The organism is Parapedobacter deserti, from assembly GCF_042646065.1.
GTDB lineage: Bacteria > Bacteroidota > Bacteroidia > Sphingobacteriales > Sphingobacteriaceae > Parapedobacter > Parapedobacter deserti.
The window spans coordinates 196,128-212,303 of the sequence record NZ_JBHRTA010000037.1; the positions used below are offsets into that span (position 1 = coordinate 196,128).

Genomic DNA, 16,176 nt, shown 5'->3' on the forward strand with positions numbered 1-16,176 from the left:
CAAACTTGTCATATCTTTGTTTTTAATGATAATTATCCCGTATTTAGGTGCGGGATACACCGTAACGGATCGTATGTTTAGGCATTTTTTAGATAGAATCACCAGACGGCAGCTAGTCATCGGCGGGATTATTTTGGGTATATTGGCTTTCGGTAGCCTCATTGCATTCGCGGTCGCTTATTATAAGCGTGAAGCCTTATTGGCAGCCACCATAACGCGGGTGCAAGCCGCTATGAACCGGGATCACCAGATAGACCTCGCTATCGGCAAGGCTTATTTCTCCGGTCTGACCACTGTCACATTCGAGGATGTCAGTGCCACTCCTCATGACAGGAACCAACTGGCCCGTGTAGATGATGTAGCAATCAGCGTAAAACTGTTCCCTTTGATTACCGGTGATGTGAAATTCGGACGCGTCCGCGCACGCAATGTCCGCATTCAGCTTATGAAAAAGGATAGCATCAGCAACTACGATTTTCTTTTTAAAGCGCCCGACACCGTCGCATCCGAAAACTCCCAACCCGCTGAAAACATCAACATGGCGCAGGCTGCAAACCGCATGCTTAACAGCGTACTTTACAAAATACCGGAAAACATGGAGTTACGCAACTTCCTGCTGACTTATCGCGATGACAGTATACAACAACGCATTATCATTCCCGAGGCTGACATCAATAACGGCAACCTTACATCGGCTGTCTTTCTCAACGACAGCAAAGCTGCTTGGCAAGTTTCAGGGAAGCTCAATCCGAACCGGCGCCAGCTTTATATAAGGGTACACGCCAATGGAGATAAAGTAGCGCTGCCGCTGCTTGAACAAAAGTTCGGTCTGCAGCTCAGCTTCGATACGGTAGAGGCCCGGCTTCGCGAGGTTTATTGGGCCAATAACGAATTCCTTCACATCAAGGGTGAATGGGCCGTAAAAAACTTAAACATCAATCACTGGCGCATCGCACAGACGGATGTGGCGGTGCCTGACGCCCATGCCGAAGGCGAAATAATTATTGGGGGGAACCATGTGGAACTTTCGGACAAGTCAACCGTAACCGTTAAAAACCTTGAGGTGCATCCGTATATCCGCTATACCACCACGCCGGACAAGACCTACGCTTTTTCGTTGGAGACTCCGGAAATGGAGGCACAGGATCTATTTGACTCGTTTCCCAAAGGTCTTTTTGAATCACTCGAAGGGATACGGGTGTCTGGTAAAATCCAATATAAGCTGAGCGCCTTTCTGGATACCGAACGCCCGGACAGCGTGCAATTTGATTCTGAAATGATCCAAAAGGACTTCAAAGTCAATGCCTGGGGTAATGCTAAGGTTCAAAAAATAAATACAACGTTTGTGTATACGCCGTTTGAGAACGGAAAACCTGTGCGTGACATTGTGGTTGGCCCAGAAAATCCGGCGTTTGTGCCGCTTGCAGAAATATCCCCGAACCTGAAGAATGCCATCCTCACCACTGAAGATCCGTCATTCTTTAGCCACAATGGGTTCGTAGAGGAGGCGATACGATCGTCTATTGCCATTAACTACAAGGAGAAAGCATTCAAACGCGGTGGCAGTACGATTTCGATGCAACTGGTCAAGAATGCATTCCTCAACAGAAACAAAACCATGGTACGGAAGCTCGAGGAGATACTCATCGTATGGCTGATGGAAAGCACCAGGGCCGTAAGCAAAGAACGGATGCTTGAGGTCTATTTGAATATCATTGAATGGGGGCACAATGTCTATGGCATCGGAGAAGCAGCACGTTACTATTTCAGCAAACACCCCTCGCAGCTAACCGTCGGAGAAAGTATTTACCTGGCAAGCATCGTTCCAAGGCCTAAAACGGGATTGTACTCATTCAACCACGAAGGCCGACTAAAGCCATATATGACACCGTATTTCAACTATATCGGCAATATCATGGCCAGGAGAGGTTTAGTTCAGGCAGACTCGTCAGGCAGCTACGGGTTCTATACAGTCAGTCTGCGCGAGGCACTCCGTCCGGCAAGACCAGCTACGATAGACACATTGCAATTGGAGGTACCGCCAACGGATTTTGAAGTGGAGCTGAATCAAGTTCGCGGTCTGTTGGACCGCATATTCCGAAACGACCAGCAAGAGGAGGAGAACCCGTGAAAATCACGATAAACCAGAAAAGTTTCGAACGAATCATCGATTACCACCAGATTAAGAAACGTACCAGGCTCATTGGCATACAGCTTAACGTAGCTTACGAAAACCAGCAACCCGTGTTCATCGGTGTGCTCAATGGTTGCTTCATGTTCATGGCTGATCTCATGAAACAGGTACACATTGGTTGCGAGGTTTCATTCATCAAACTTGCCTCTTATAAAGGCTCGGAGAGGCGCGAAGATGTAAAGGAACTCATCGGACTCGAGATCAGTCTGGAAGGCCGGGAAGTAGTCATCGTGGAAGACATCATCGATTCTGGCAACTCGCTGAAGCATACGCTTGATCTGGTCAGCGCACAGAAGCCGGCTTCGGTAGCCGTCTGCACCTTGTTGCTAAAACCCCACGCAGTGCAGCATAGCTTTGACAACATCGCGTACGTCGGGTTTGAAATCGCTAATGATTTTGTGGTCGGCTATGGATTAGATTACCACGGAATGGGGCGGACACTGCCGGATATCTACCGTGAGATCACCATCGATAGGTGAACGACGATCTGGCCTGTTTCGGATGCGGCCGACGGATGTGCTACTGAAAGTCAACCGGTCGATGGCGCCCAAAAAACAGCAGCGAAATTAACCACTCGGTCATCCACCACTTCCACACCCTCATTCTCCAGCAGTTGCTGCATCAGCGTTGAGCTTCCGAACGCCCGTTTCCCGCTTAGCATGCCGATGCGGTTCACGACACGGTGGGCAGGTACCGGCGGTTTGGCCATGTGAGCGGTCCGCATAGCCCACCCGACCATACGTGAAGACCCTGCATTTCCCAACGCTCGGGCAATTGCTCCGTAGGAGGTGACACGGCCCTCTGGAATCTGCCTGACCAACTGATATACCTGCTCGAAAAAGCTGTGATCTCGCTTTGTTTCCATGACCTTACGACATCGTTTTCGTAAAAAAACACTACCCATCGCGCCTCAAAGCGCGAATAAAATCCCTATAATTGAATGCAGAAATCAATTATAATCAGCAGCAAAGCTAGCAATTTGGCAGACAAAAAAGCTATGAACACATCACGACACACCAAACCAGCGATAATCTACGCATCCCTCACCGTTTTATTTGTTTGGACTGCAATGGCATCATGCACAAGCACCGCGAGCGACGGTTGGCAGCCGCTGTTTGATGGAAAGACACTCGATGGGTGGACGCGCGTAGGCGGCGAAGCACCGTATGCCGTGGAGGACGAAGCCATCGTGGGCACAATGACCGCCGGCACCCCAAATTCTTTTCTCATCACCGAAAAGGAATACGGCGATTTCATCTTGGAATTGGAAGTACTGCTGGAGGGAGACGCAACCAACTCGGGCGTCCAGATACGAAGTCACATAGACAAGACCGCCAACAACGGGCGGGGGCGTGTCTTTGGCCGTCAGGTGGAGATAGATCCGACTGAACGGGCATGGACGGGCGGAATCTATGACGAAGCCCGCCGCGGATGGCTTTATCCACTGGACCTCAATGAGAACGCTAAAAAAACATATAAACGGGATAGTTATAACCATATACGGATTGAATCCATCGGCTATGAAACCAAAACTTGGATAAACGGCGTACCGGTAGCCCACGTGGTGGACACCATTGATGCAACAGGCTTTATCGGCTTGCAGGTGCACAGTATCGGCGACAAGGCGCTGGATGGGAAGAAAGTGTATTTCAGGAACTTACGGATACAGACCGAAAACCTGCAGACACAGGAGTTCCCGCAAGGTATCTATACCGTAAATCTGACACCCAATAGCCTTTCAACCTACGAAGAACAGAACGGATATAAGTTGCTCTTTGACGGGCGGAGTAATGCTGGTTGGATGGGAGCCTATAAGAACACCTTCCCGAAAAAAGGCTGGGAAATAAACGACGGCACAATCACCGTACTGCCGTCCGACGGGGGAGAATCCTCCAACGGCGGGGACATCGTAACAGCGGATCAATTTAGCGCATTTGACCTTTCTTTTGAGTTTAAGCTCACCGAAGGGGCCAATAGCGGCGTGAAATACTTTGTCACCTTGTCTGAAAACAACTCCGGCTCGGCCATTGGACTGGAATACCAAATACTGGATGACGAAAGGCATCCAGATGCTAAAATGGGCAAGGGCGGCAACCGGACACTGGCCTCACTTTATGACCTGATCCCTGCCCAAAAAACCAAGCGCTCCCTACGCAAGATCGGTGAATGGAATAAAGGACGGATCGTAGTACTTCCTGACAATACCGTCACGCACTACCTGAATGGCGAAAAAGTGGTGCAGTATAAGCGCGGTTCTGCAGCGTATAAAGCGCTGGTAAGGGACAGTAAGTATAAAAACTGGACGAATTTCGGCGAGGCGGCGAGCGGCCACATCCTTTTGCAAGACCACGGCGACCGGGTAAGCTTTCGAAATATAAAAATCAGAAGCTTATAAAAGCAAGCGCCGGAGGCGCTGCGCTGTCTAATAAATATCCTAACTTTACGGCCGGATTAACACTTCGACAAATGAAGTATTTTCTTCTTTTGGTAGTCGCCGTTTTGCCGTGGTGTGTCGCTACGCCGCTGCACGTTGCTATTGCGTTTCCCGCGCAACAGCAGGCTCCCGAAACGCGCCCCTATGATGCCAATGGACAGGCGCGCTTGGCCGAAAACAAACGGGCTGCCGATTCAATAAGGCAGATTCAGGACTCCCTTTCGATGCAGTACATTAGCCTTCCCGACCCAAACCGTCCGAACCAATTCGCTGACAGTTTGCGGGAACTGCTCGTTGTGGAAAAAGGAGACTTCATGCGCTGGTTGACTTTTGCCCACTCGCTTGAAAACCAACATGAATTTGACGAGGAAAAGGCTAGCCGTGAGCCGTGGGTTATAGCTGTCATCGGACTATTATTGCTATTTTTCGGTATCGTAAAAGTTTCTTTCCCCAATGAAGTGGCGTCCATTATCCAGGCATTTTACAACGACCGCATGTTATTGCAGATCAACAAAGAAGATACACTTTATAGTTCATGGCCATTTGTCTTCCTATATATTCTGTTTGGCTTCGCCGTTGGTTTGTTTATTTATCTTTTAGAGCATTACTACCTATCCAAGGGATCCAGTGGCGGAATAGAAGCTTTCATGGGTATTTCCATGTTTGTGATGCTGTTGTTTAGTCTCAAGATTATTACCACACGGTTCCTCGGGTTCGTATTTGACCTGCAACGCGTCGTGCGAGAGTACGTATCAATATTATATTTAAGTTATTTTAATGCTGCATTAGTATTTCTCCCGATCGTACTGGTATTAAGTTTCGTCCCACGAAGCGACATGAGCTGGGTGGTTCCCCTTACCTTGCTAATCGTATTTTGCCTGTTTGTTTTCCGGTTTGTCAAGACGGCCAGCAATGTGTTGACCAACCATCGGTTTTCAAAATTTTATTTATTTATGTATCTTTGCTGCCTCGAAATCGCGCCGATACTCATTTTGGTAAAAGTATTCGGCGACTAACGTAAGAAATATGCAAGTGTCAGAAGCAGATAGAGTAAAGAAAGTAAAAAGCATTTTAGTAACGTTGCCTAAGCCAGAGAATGAAAAGTCACCCTACTTTGCTTTGGCGCAAAAATATAACCTAAAGCTAGATTTCAGGGCGTTCATCCATGTAGAAGGTGTTCCCGCCCGCGAGGTGCGCAAGGAGCAACGTATCAATCTTGCAGACTTTACCGCAGTCATCTTTACCAGCCGTAATGCCGCGGACCATTTTTTCCGCATCTGTGAGGAAATGCGCTATGAGGTGCCTGCCGACATGAAATATTTTTGCCTGTCCGAAACCATCGCCCTGTACTTACAAAAATACATTCAGTACCGGAAGCGTAAAATCTTTTTTGGCAAGCAGACAGCCAAAGACTTGGCCGATGTGCTGAAGAAGCATGCCAAGGAAAAATTCCTGTATCCTTGCGCTGATGTGGCCAATGAAGAAACCTATAACTGGCTACAGGAAAATGGCTATAATGTAACGCCCGTAGTACTTTTCCGGACGGTAGTCAGTGACCTTTCCGACCTAAAGGACGTATTTTACGATATCATTGTGTTTTTCAGCCCATCGAGCGTACAATCTTTGTTTGAGAATTTCCCCGATTTTGAACAACGCAACACCCGGCTGGCAGCCTTCGGGTCCAGTACCCATCAGGCGATACTGGACAGGAAGCTTATACTCGATATCGCAGCTCCCACGCCGGAAGCTCCCAGCATGACCATGGCCGTAGAACAGTACATCAAGCAGGCAAATAAATAACACGGTGTGTTTGCGTGCGCAGCATCTAAAATAACTTTTTAAAAATATGTGTCCCTATTAAAAGAAATCTCATTTCTTTTAATAAATTTATGCCCGTTATTCCGATAGGAAATAATGGATTAATTCATCTACTAAAAATTGCTACTTTGAATACGTTGGAAAGATCACTAGTTTTGTGGAGCTTGGGCAAGCAGGCTGTTTATAAGGTCTTTTCGGCCTGAAATTTGTTACTACGACAAATTTAAATAATCATGGGTTTACGAAATCAATCATACGGCATCTTCCACCGTAGCTATATATACATCTAAATGAATAAAAGATATTTACCTGTACTATTCGTTGTTATATACGCTGTGTGCTCGATTGGCTGTAGCCGATCCGGAGGTGGTGAGCTTGTCGGTGTCAAGCGTGAGCGGTTAAAGACAAATAAGGTGCCGCACGGCATGGTCCTTATTCCGGGGGGCACGTTTATCATGGGTCAATCTGACCAGGACATTACGTTTGCACAGATTGCACAGAACAGGCAGGTGACCATTTCTTCCTTTTATATGGACGAGACGGAGATCTCGAATAGCGAATATCGGCAATTCGTCAATTGGGTCCGTGATTCGATACTAATTTACAATTTCCTGCAAGACGACAACTACTTTGTGCAGGTGGAAGGCACCAATGAGCGATACATTGATTGGTCAAAGGTAAACAACAGCCGGCGATCGCTGTGGAACTCGAAAGACCAGGCGGTGCGCGAGCGCACCCGGCAGATGTACTACCAGGGCGAAGACCGTATTTTCGGAAAAGATGAGCTTGATGTACGGTTGCTGCGCTATCATTATGAATGGTATGACCTTCGTGCAGCCACTGCGGCAAAAAACGACCCAACCAAAACACGGTCAGACTTTATTCGTCGGGACACTATTCTCGTATATCCGGATACGACCGTGTGGCTCAACGACTTCAGCTATGCGCAAAACGAGCCTATGGTAGAAGGATATTTCTCGCACCCTTCATTCGATGAATACCCAGTGGTAGGTGTGACCTGGCGACAGGCACAAGCTTTCAACATCTGGCGTTCGCGGCTGTTTGAAAACCATCAGCGTAGCCGGAGAGGTGGAAGCCGGGAAATCAGGCAACCATACATGCTTCCATCCGAAGCGGAGTGGGAATATGCAGCCCGTGGGGGTCGGGTAGGTTCGCCATATCCTTGGGGAGGACCTTCCGCACGCAACGCGAAAGGATGTCTGATGGCCAATTTCAAACCGGGAAGAGGGAACTACATTGATGACGGAGCTGCATACACCGCCCCGGTTTATTCCTATTTCCCAAACGACTTCGGTTTATACAACATGGCTGGCAATGTGGCCGAGTGGACTTCATCCTCCTTCAACGAATCTGCTTCCTCATTTGTCCACGATATGAACCCGACGTACCGATATGATGCCAGGCCGGATGATCCTCAATCCCTCAAGCGCAAGGTCATCCGTGGCGGTTCATGGAAAGATATCGGGTACTTCTTGCAAAACTCCGCCCGGGCCTACGAATACCAGGACACAGCCAAATCTTATATCGGTTTCAGGAGCGTATCAGCCTATCCAGGGGTGGATCCAATGAACAATTAATTAGACAAACTCATAATCGACTTTTAGACATTAATTACCACATCGTAATACCATGGCAGAAAAACGTAAATTTAAGGTAGGCATCAACAATATTGTCTCATGGGGAGCAACCGTCGTGATCATCGGCCTTATGGCCAAATTACAACATTGGCCAGCCGGGGATTGGCTGATTATACTTGGTCTTGGTACGGAAGCCATACTGTTCCTGCTTTTAGGGTTTCAGAATGAGGAAAAAGACGTAGATTGGACACGTGTATACCCTGAACTGGCGGACAATTACCAGGGTGAACTTCCCCAGCTTGCCGCGCGCCCGGTATCTGGAGCCGCTGGCACCACGGCCGCACTTGATAAGATGTTGCAGGACGCCAAAATCAGCCCCGATCTCGTCGGCACGCTTGGCGAGGGGCTGCGTGCATTCAGCGACAAGGTTGCCGCCATATCTAATGTTTCGGACGCCTCCTTGGCTACCTCGCAGTTTACAGACAAAGTAAAAGGCGCCACCAATAGCTTCGACAAGCTCAACGTTGCTTTTGAAAAAGCATCTGCTGACCTGGCAGATATCGGTAACGCCAGCACAGACGCCCAAACCTATCAGAAACAAGTGGGCAAGCTGGCCAACAACCTGCAGCAGCTCAACGCGGTATATGAATTGGAGCTTAAGGAAGCTGGAGAAAAATTGAAATCCGTCACACAGCATTACGACAACCTATCGAAGACCTTACAGGCCTTTGGCGACTCCGCCTCAGATACGCAACAACTTAAGGAGCAGGTGAGCCAGCTGAATAAGAACCTAGGTTCGCTCAACGCGATCTACGGCAACATGCTGTCTGCAATGAACCAGCCGAGGGTGTAATTTATAGTAAGTAGTAGCGGCAAATCTTATAATAAATTACGCAATGGCAGGAGGAAAACAGACACCAAGGCAACGAATGATGGGTATCCTATACTTGGTGTTATTGGGATTAGTAGCATTGAACGTCAGCGACTCGGTATTGGATGCTTTTCGAAACTTGGCAATTAGCTTGGGTACCTCTACCCAAAATACCCAGGAAGGCATCGACAACATGTTCAATGCTTTCCGCTCAACAAAATTAAAGGACGAACCCGACAGGGCTCAACCAATACTTGAACGCGCCGAGCGGGCCAGCCAATTGGCGAATAACCTTTCAGGTTACATCGATTCGCTTCAGCTCATTTTACAACATGAAGGAGGCGGGTATAACGAGAAGACCGGTGACGTCCGCAAGCGCGACAACCTCAGCGTCAGCCCGCGCATCATGATCAGGCAGCAGGAAAAGCGAGCCGAGCGGCTTCGGAGCATGATCAACGACACCCGCGAGCAACTATTGGAACTCACCAACAATGAAGTTTCTTTCTCGCTCGACGCCCAGGATCCGCCCGCAAGAGGAGGTATCCAAAAATCTTGGGAGCAGGCTAACTTTGGCGACGGGATACCGCTTACCGCGGCGATTACGGCATTGGAAAAAATCAAGACGGATGTAAAGAATGCTGAAGCAGCTGTTGTCAAGCACATTTTCGGTGAGATGGATATGGCCGTGGTAAACCTCGACCGGTTTGCCGCTGTTGCTGTTGCGCCATCGTCTTATGTCATTCAGGGGCAGCCTTATACTGCCAAGATATTTCTGACGGCTTATGACTCTAAGTCCAACCCGGAGATCACGGTGGGCGGCAACACGTTGCCCGTGACTGACGGCCAAGCCACCTATTCGGTCAACACGTCCAGCGAAGGCGTCTACAATTGGACGGGCACTATCCGCGTGAAACAAACGGACGGTACTGTCAAGGAATATGTGACGGAGCCGCAGACATATCAGGTAGCGCGGCCTTCGGCAGTTGTATCGCCGGACGCGATGAATGTGCTGTATATCGGTGTGGACAATCCCATTTCGGTGTCTGCCCCCGGCATACCGAAAGAAAGCCTGTCCGTGAGTGGATCAGGGGTTACCGTATCGGGATCGGGTGGCAAGTATGTGGCAAGGGTCACGCAGCCAGGTACGGCGAGCATTAACGTATCGGCACGGATAGGCGACCAAACCCAGTCGCTTGGTTCTACCAATTTCCGCGTTAAGCGCATTCCGAAACCTCAGGCACGGGTTGCCGGTCGTCCCGGAGGTGCCGTCGCAGCAGCCCAAATAAAGAGCCAAAACCGGATTTTCGCTGCGCTTGACGATTTCGAGTTTGATGCTAAGTTCAATATCTCGAGATTTTCAATGTTAATCCAGAAGCCCAGGGTAGACCCGATGGGGCCTTATCAAGGCACCGATGGCACGTTTTCGGGGCCGATGCAAAATGCATTGAGCTCGGTAGCCCCCGGTTCTTTTGTGTTTTTTTACAACATTATAGCTGTGGGCCCTGACGGGGTACAGCAAGAATTGGATCCGATATCGTTCCGGGTCAATTGATTTTGGTTAAAAGGAGGTGATCATGAAAGTGTATGGTCTTTTAGCATTGTTGGCTGCTGGGCTTACAGTGTCTGCCCAGCAGGGTAATCTTTCCAACAGCACAACGCCTATCGCGGCGGAAGAGCCACCCGTCGACGGGTATTACGTAAAATCCGACATTTTGGATCGGGAAGTGGTGCCATATTCAATCATCCGCCCCACCGATGCAGCCTACGTAAAGCGCATATGGCGTGAGTTTGACGTGCGGGAAAAAATGAACAGCTTATATGCCTCGCCGAAATCAAGGCTGATCGACGTGATCATGGAAGCTGTATTGGCTGGCGAACTCACGGCCTACGACCCTACCCCGACCGAAGGCGACCCGACGGGCGACAGTTTTAAAACGCGCCTCGCGCCTGATCAGGTGCTGGGAAGGTTTGGATCAGACAGCACACTGGTGGAAGAGTATGACGAAGACGGCAATGTCATTGCATCGCACTTCGAAGCCGCCGCATTCGATCCGGATGACGTCGTACGTTTCCGGATCAAGGAAGACTGGATATTTGACAAACAGCGGTCGGTATTCGAGCCGCGTATCATTGGTATTGCGCCGTTGGTTTCACCGAAAATCGATGAAATTACGGGCGGAGGCACCGGCGATTTCGGGGGAGAAGTGCCTCCGGATATTTCCGGCATGCCCACAGGTGGCGACTCACCGGCTATTGCAGCTGATGCTTATCCAGCATTCTGGATCTATTTCCCCGAAGCGAGGCATATATTCGTCAATAAGGAAGTCACCTCCCGCCATAATGATGCTACAGGACTCAGCTATGATGACGTGTTCATTAAGCGTCTCTTTTCCAGCTACATCGTAAAACAGTCCAACCCCGAAGATCTGCGCATCCGTGACTATATTGACAACGGCCTGGAACGGCTGTATGAGGCTGAACGCATCAAAAAGAGCCTTGTTGATTTCGAGCAGGATTTATGGTCATACTAACGGTCAGCGCCAAATGGTTCATCACATGCTGTCATCCGTTATTTTTTTGGCACGTAAATAGTTGTGTCTTTTTTATAATGTTAATGTAAAATTGATGTACTTCATATTGGGGGAGATGAAGTTTCCTTAAGTTTGCATTATGCGTTAACAATTATTTCAAACTAGCTATAAGGTCGTGCAACTCAAAAAAGTAGAAAAAATCTCCGGGATACGCTCGGCTGACTTCATCAAAGATTACATGAATAAGGGGGTACCCGTAATCATGAATGATTTCGTTAGCAAGGAAAGCCCTGCTTGGAGCAAATGGAATTATGACTATTTCAAGGAAATAGCCGGAGATATCGTCATTTCGTTGCATGGGAGGGAGGATGCGTCCAATGACCGCGCTGCCAGCGCTCCTGTTGCAAAAATGAAGTTCAGTGAGTACCTGGATATGATTGAGCGCGAGCCGACAGATCTGCGCATCTTTTTGTTCAACCTCATGAAATTGAAGCCGGAGCTCAACCATGATCTGATTTACAATGACGTAACGGGCGGCAAGGTACTACAGTGGTTGCCTTATCTTTTTTTTGGAGGCGAAGGCTCCAGCACTCGCAACCACTTTGACATCGACATGTCACACGTCTTTCTCACCCAGTACAAGGGTATCAAAAGGATTTGGCTGTTCCCATTGGACCAGTCGGATTTGATGTACAAGCTGCCATATAATTTCCATAGCATCGCCAACCTCAGAAATCCAGACTATAACAAATTCCCTGCGTTGAAGTACCTCGATGGCTATGAAGCCGAGATACATCCGGGCGAGACGCTGTTTATGCCCTCTGGTTGGTGGCACTACATCCAATACGTTACTGAAGGATATTCGATCAGTGTACGGGCGTTGCCTTCTAAAGTGTATGACAGATGGCGCGGATTCCGCAATCTTGTCATCACCCGCCATTTTGACAATACCATGCGAAAGATCTTTAAGGACCGTTGGTTTCATTACAAGATCGACACAGCAAACCGACGGGCGGAGCGAGCGTTGAAAAAAGTGCAGTATTTCGATTAACATCTGCGACCACCCTGGAAGGCGCCTTGGGTGGTTGTATCTTTCTCAGAACTGCCCGGCAGCAATTCTTTTTGATGGTTAAGGCCGAAACTTCGTATCGTCATGTATTTTTTTAGGAAAAAAGATCCCGATCGCCCCCGCAGCTTCAACCTGCGCGTGATGCATGCCATCAATGTGACGGCCATCACCTTGTTTTTGCTGGCCATCCTTTATAAAATCATAGAACGCATTTTTTTTAGTTGACTACACAACTTTAATGCTATGTCAGTACCGAAAGAAGTCATTAATACCTCACAAGCACCGGCCCCAATAGGTCCCTACAACCAAGCCATCAAGGCTGGTAACACACTTTATGTATCCGGGCAGATCGCCCTGTCGCCAGAGACTGGCGGATTGGTGCAGGGCACCATCGCTGATGAAGCGCACCAAGTATTGAAGAACCTGAAAGCCGTGCTGAAAGCGGCAGGATACGCTTTTAACGATGTCGTCAAGACCACAATTTTTCTGCGTGATATGGCTGACTTCAGTGCGGTCAATGCGGTATATGGCGAGTATTTCACCGAGCAGGCCCCTGCACGGGAAACGGTAGCCGTTTCAGGGCTCCCCAAAAATGTGAATGTAGAAATCTCTGTCATTGCGTGGAAAGCGTAAATGCGAAGCCGTATTAAATATTTTCTGGCGGCTTTTTTAGCGGCGGCGCTTTGGGGGTTTATGGCCATTCCGCTACGCGGAATCAAGGAGTGGCCCGCTGAAGACATTCTCTATTACCGGATTTTCGCGTCTGTGATTTTGATCTGGCTATTTATTTTTTCGTTTCGAAGAAAAGTCTTGCACAGCGATATCAAGCATATCAAAAGCCTTCAGCCGCCCTTACGGCGCCAACTGGGATGGCTTACACTGGCTGCCAGCCTTCTCATTATCAGCAATTGGTTTTGCTTTATTTATGCAGTCAACCATGTGAGTATTCAATCGGCTGCCTTTGCTTACTTGGTCTGTCCATTGCTTACCACGCTTGCCGGGTTTCTCCTGCTCAAGGAAGACTTGTCGCTTGTCAAAAAGATCAGCATCGGCATTGCCTTTATCAGCGTAGCCATGCTTGCCAGCGGCTCCTTTTATGAGGTCTCCTGGTCCGTGGCCATTGCGTCATTTTATGCCCTGTATTTGGTCGTTCAACGCGTGCTCCGGGACGTGGACAGGCTCAACTTACTGGCCGTGCAACTCACCGTCTGCGGTTTCCTGATCTTACCTTTTCTGCTGTGGCAGCAACACCCGATCCCACTCGATCCGAATTTTTGGATCAACATTGTCGTGATAGCGGTCATCTTTACCATCATCCCCTTATACATGAGCATGTATGCGCTCAACGGCGTGTCTTCATCCACGGTTGGCATCCTCATTTATATCAACCCCATCGTAGCCTTTATTGTAGCGGTATTATATTTTCATGAGCGCATTAGTACGCACCACTTGCTGGCTTACGGCATTCTTTCGGTGGCGGTGTTGCTTTTCAATTGGAACACGTTTCGCAAAGTTTTTCATAAATTCGCATGACCCGCTGAAAGGAACGTAGCCGTGACACAGCTGAGTACCATAACACCCATAGAATACCTGAAAGGCGTGGGTCCAAGCCGTGCTGAAGTGCTCAAAAGCGAATTGGATATCCATACCTTCGGCAATCTGCTCAACTATTATCCGTTTCGCTATATTGACCGCACGCGATTTCATAAAATCCGGCAGTTGCACCCCGATATGCCAGCAGCACAGGTCATCGGCCGCTTGATGCACATGGAGGAATTGGGTGAGCGTAGAAGCAAGCGCCTAGTTGCGCATTTCAGGGACGACACCGGCATCATGGAGCTGGTATGGTTCCAAAGCACCGTCTGGCTCAAAAAATCTTTGAAATTGGGGGCCGTGTATGTTGTTTACGGGAAGCCTAGCCTGTTCAACGATCAGCTATCGATGACACATCCGGAAATGGAGTTGTATCAACCGGGCGCAAAGCAAGCCGGCAATATGAGTCTGCAGCCCGTATATAGTTCTACCGAAAAACTAAAAAAGTTTACGCTTGACAGCCGCGGTATCCAAAAGCTAGCGTTGACTTTGTTAGAAACCATTGCGCACCAACTTGAGGAGGACTTGCCCGACTACCTGCTCCAAAGCCATGGACTAATGCCCCTTCCGAAAGCCTTGGTCGCGATCCACTTCCCGAAAAATCAGCAGGAACTCTCGCAAGCAATACACCGGTTGAAATTCAATGAGTTGTTTTTCGTACAACTGAAATTGTTGAAAAACAAACTGCTGAACACCCAGAAATTTAAAGGACACCGGTTTGATACCGTAGGCAAGCGGTTCCATACGTTTTATCACGAGCAGCTCCCGTTTTCGCTCACTGATGCCCAGAAACGGGTAATCAAAGAAATTCGGAAAGATACCGCAACAGGTGCGCAACTCAACCGGCTTGTGCAGGGCGATGTGGGCAGCGGAAAAACCGTAGTGGCGCTGATGAGCATGCTGCTCGCTGCAGACAACGGCTTCCAAGCCTGCCTGATGGCTCCTACCGAAATACTAGCGCAGCAACATCACCACAGCATCAGAAAGCTCTTGGGCAACAAGATTGCTGCTGTGCAACTGCTCACAGGATCTACGCCCAAAAAAGACCGTCGCATCATCCATACACAGCTGGAAGACGGCACGCTCGATATCTTAGTGGGTACGCACGCTTTGATCGAGGATACGGTACGCTTCAAAAATCTCGGCTTGGTCGTTATCGACGAGCAGCACCGTTTCGGGGTGGAGCAACGTGCCAAACTTTGGCGCAAAAACAGCACCCCTCCTCATATGCTGGTCATGACGGCCACCCCTATACCACGCACGCTCGCCATGACCTTGTACGGCGACCTTGACATTTCGGTCATCGATGAGCTGCCTGCGGGCCGCAAGCCCATCAAAACGCTGCACCTTTATGAAAGCAGTCGCCTGCGCATGTTTGGTTTCATGAAAGAAGAAATTGCCAAGGGCAGACAGGTGTACATCGTGTATCCGCTCATTAAGGAAAGCGAAAAAATGGATCTTTTGTATCTGGAAGCTGGGCTGGAAACATTGCGGAATGAATTTCCCCTGCCAAGATATCCGATCAGCATTGTGCATGGCAAGATGCCGGTCAAAGACAAGGAATTTGAGATGCAACGCTTCGTCAAGGGAGAAACGCCGATCATGGTAGCCACCACGGTTATTGAGGTAGGTGTAGACGTCCCCAATGCCACGGTTATGATCATCGAAAACGCAGAGCGCTTTGGGTTGTCGCAGTTGCATCAGCTGCGAGGACGCGTGGGCCGCGGCGCTGAGCAATCATACTGCATCCTGATGTCTGGCGACAAACTGAGCAAGGAAAGCAAACTCCGCCTGGAAACCATGGTCCGTACAAACGACGGTTTTGAAATTGCCGAAGTAGACCTGCAATTGCGCGGCCCCGGAGACATCGCTGGCACTCAGCAAAGCGGTGTACTTGATCTCAAGCTCGCCGATCTAACCGCAGACCATGCCTTGCTGGCGGAGGCACGCGGTAGCGTAATCCGCATTTTCAACGAAGACCCGCGGCTCACAAAACCAGAAAACGCACGGCTTAGGGCATATTTCGCTAAAAGCGATGCCGGGATCGGCTGGGAAAAGATATCGTAAG

The 16,176-nt window shown here is 49.1% G+C and carries 15 protein-coding genes; 14 read left to right on the forward strand and 1 reads right to left on the reverse strand.

Features of this window, described 5'->3' with window-relative positions:
- The first annotated feature begins 25 nt into the window (after positions 1–25).
- The gene (locus ACFOET_RS12575) at positions 26–2,131 is read left to right on the forward strand and encodes a transglycosylase domain-containing protein (protein WP_379023140.1); all 2,106 of its coding nucleotides are present in this window, start codon (positions 26–28) and stop codon (positions 2,129–2,131) included.
- Positions 2,128–2,673, forward strand: coding sequence for a hypoxanthine phosphoribosyltransferase (hpt, locus tag ACFOET_RS12580; protein ID WP_379023142.1), 546 nt, complete (start codon positions 2,128–2,130; stop codon positions 2,671–2,673). Before ACFOET_RS12575 ends, hpt begins: the two co-directional genes overlap by 4 nt.
- 50 nt (positions 2,674–2,723) lie before the next feature.
- On the opposite strand, the gene ACFOET_RS12585 is transcribed toward hpt, so the two are convergent.
- Positions 2,724–3,059 (reverse strand): MGMT family protein, encoded by a 336-nt coding sequence (locus ACFOET_RS12585; protein WP_379023144.1) that lies wholly within the window; start codon positions 3,057–3,059, stop codon positions 2,724–2,726.
- Positions 3,060–3,191: 132 nt separating this feature from the next.
- Between ACFOET_RS12585 and ACFOET_RS12590 the strand changes: the two genes are divergently transcribed.
- The 12 genes from ACFOET_RS12590 to recG all read left to right on the forward strand — a co-directional run bounded on the left by ACFOET_RS12590 (position 3,192) and on the right by recG (position 16,175).
- A complete protein-coding gene (locus ACFOET_RS12590; protein WP_379023146.1) occupies positions 3,192–4,589 on the forward strand; it encodes a 3-keto-disaccharide hydrolase in 1,398 nt (465 codons plus the stop codon).
- A 71-nt stretch (positions 4,590–4,660) separates the two neighbouring features.
- The gene (locus tag ACFOET_RS12595; protein ID WP_379023148.1) at positions 4,661–5,644 is read left to right on the forward strand and encodes a DUF4271 domain-containing protein; all 984 of its coding nucleotides are present in this window, start codon (positions 4,661–4,663) and stop codon (positions 5,642–5,644) included.
- A 10-nt stretch (positions 5,645–5,654) separates the two neighbouring features.
- Positions 5,655–6,428: a uroporphyrinogen-III synthase gene (locus ACFOET_RS12600; protein ID WP_379023150.1), complete on the forward strand. Its 774-nt coding sequence runs from the start codon at positions 5,655–5,657 to the stop codon at positions 6,426–6,428.
- Between the two features lie 308 nt (positions 6,429–6,736).
- Entirely contained in the window at positions 6,737–8,044 is a 1,308-nt protein-coding gene (gene porK, locus ACFOET_RS12605; protein WP_379023152.1) for a T9SS ring complex lipoprotein PorK/GldK, read from the forward strand.
- 52 nt (positions 8,045–8,096) lie between these two features.
- A complete protein-coding gene (porL, locus tag ACFOET_RS12610) occupies positions 8,097–8,897 on the forward strand; it encodes a type IX secretion system motor protein PorL/GldL (RefSeq protein ID WP_379023154.1) in 801 nt (266 codons plus the stop codon).
- A 43-nt stretch (positions 8,898–8,940) separates the two neighbouring features.
- Entirely contained in the window at positions 8,941–10,467 is a 1,527-nt protein-coding gene (gene porM, locus ACFOET_RS12615) for a type IX secretion system motor protein PorM/GldM (protein ID WP_379023156.1), read from the forward strand.
- A gap of 22 nt (positions 10,468–10,489) precedes the next feature.
- Positions 10,490–11,446, forward strand: a complete 957-nt coding sequence (locus ACFOET_RS12620; RefSeq protein WP_379023158.1) for a gliding motility protein GldN — start codon at positions 10,490–10,492, stop codon at positions 11,444–11,446.
- A 175-nt stretch (positions 11,447–11,621) separates the two neighbouring features.
- On the forward strand, positions 11,622–12,497 hold the full coding sequence (locus tag ACFOET_RS12625) for a cupin-like domain-containing protein (RefSeq protein ID WP_379023160.1): 876 nt from the start codon (positions 11,622–11,624) through the stop codon (positions 12,495–12,497).
- 102 nt (positions 12,498–12,599) lie between these two features.
- On the forward strand, positions 12,600–12,740 hold the full coding sequence (locus tag ACFOET_RS12630) for a DUF6728 family protein (protein WP_379023161.1): 141 nt from the start codon (positions 12,600–12,602) through the stop codon (positions 12,738–12,740).
- A gap of 18 nt (positions 12,741–12,758) precedes the next feature.
- The gene (locus ACFOET_RS12635; RefSeq protein WP_379023162.1) at positions 12,759–13,148 is read left to right on the forward strand and encodes a RidA family protein; all 390 of its coding nucleotides are present in this window, start codon (positions 12,759–12,761) and stop codon (positions 13,146–13,148) included.
- Complete coding sequence (locus ACFOET_RS12640; protein WP_379023164.1) at positions 13,149–14,048, forward strand: EamA family transporter; 900 nt, start codon at positions 13,149–13,151, stop codon at positions 14,046–14,048.
- 21 nt (positions 14,049–14,069) lie between these two features.
- Complete coding sequence (gene recG, locus ACFOET_RS12645; protein ID WP_379023166.1) at positions 14,070–16,175, forward strand: ATP-dependent DNA helicase RecG; 2,106 nt, start codon at positions 14,070–14,072, stop codon at positions 16,173–16,175.
- Position 16,176 lies beyond the last annotated feature (1 nt).

Bases quoted from the DNA above. Each gene is read 5' to 3' on its own strand.
- ACFOET_RS12620 (WP_379023158.1), top strand. From the start codon at position 10,490: ATGAAAGTGTATGGTCTTTTAGCATTGTTGGCTGCTGGGCTTACAGTG.
- porK (WP_379023152.1), top strand. From the start codon at position 6,737: ATGAATAAAAGATATTTACCTGTACTATTCGTTGTTATATACGCTGTG.
- porM (WP_379023156.1), top strand. From the start codon at position 8,941: ATGGCAGGAGGAAAACAGACACCAAGGCAACGAATGATGGGTATCCTA.
- ACFOET_RS12595 (WP_379023148.1), top strand. From the start codon at position 4,661: ATGAAGTATTTTCTTCTTTTGGTAGTCGCCGTTTTGCCGTGGTGTGTC.
- ACFOET_RS12600 (WP_379023150.1), top strand. From the start codon at position 5,655: ATGCAAGTGTCAGAAGCAGATAGAGTAAAGAAAGTAAAAAGCATTTTA.
- ACFOET_RS12590 (WP_379023146.1), top strand. From the start codon at position 3,192: ATGAACACATCACGACACACCAAACCAGCGATAATCTACGCATCCCTC.
- ACFOET_RS12635 (WP_379023162.1), top strand. From the start codon at position 12,759: ATGTCAGTACCGAAAGAAGTCATTAATACCTCACAAGCACCGGCCCCA.
- ACFOET_RS12585 (WP_379023144.1), bottom strand. From the start codon at position 3,059: ATGGAAACAAAGCGAGATCACAGCTTTTTCGAGCAGGTATATCAGTTG.
- ACFOET_RS12640 (WP_379023164.1), top strand. From the start codon at position 13,149: ATGCGAAGCCGTATTAAATATTTTCTGGCGGCTTTTTTAGCGGCGGCG.
- ACFOET_RS12630 (WP_379023161.1), top strand. From the start codon at position 12,600: ATGTATTTTTTTAGGAAAAAAGATCCCGATCGCCCCCGCAGCTTCAAC.
- porL (WP_379023154.1), top strand. From the start codon at position 8,097: ATGGCAGAAAAACGTAAATTTAAGGTAGGCATCAACAATATTGTCTCA.
- ACFOET_RS12575 (WP_379023140.1), top strand. From the start codon at position 26: ATGATAATTATCCCGTATTTAGGTGCGGGATACACCGTAACGGATCGT.